The organism is Citrobacter sp. Cb041 (assembly GCF_030336655.1).
GTDB lineage: Bacteria > Pseudomonadota > Gammaproteobacteria > Enterobacterales > Enterobacteriaceae > Citrobacter > Citrobacter braakii.
In genome coordinates this window covers 1-298 of record NZ_JAOWDD010000007.1, presented here as the reverse complement: position 1 = coordinate 298, position 298 = coordinate 1, and the positions used below count along the sequence as shown (strand labels likewise).

General features: G+C 51.3%; 1 tRNA gene. It reads left to right on the top strand.

From position 1 onward, the window contains the following. Positions 1-220 precede the first annotated feature (220 nt). Positions 221-296: transfer RNA gene (locus tag OGV52_RS00045), tRNA-Gly, on the top strand. Positions 297-298: the final 2 nt, after the last annotated feature.

The following is a 298-nucleotide window of genomic DNA, read 5'->3' as shown; positions in this document are numbered from 1 at the left end:
CAGTTGGTAGAGCACGACCTTGCCAAGGTCGGGGTCGCGAGTTCGAGTCTCGTTTCCCGCTCCAAAATTTGAAAGTGCTTGTAAAGCACAGACCACCAATCGCAGAATTTCGAATTGCGACAAGGCGGCAACTGAATGAGTCCTTAGGAGCTTACTAAAGTAAGTGACTTAGGCGAATGAAGGCAGCCAACGCAGTAGTGGTTCGAAAGACGAAGATTAAGCGGGAATAGCTCAGTTGGTAGAGCACGACCTTGCCAAGGTCGGGGTCGCGAGTTCGAGTCTCGTTTCCCGCTCCAAA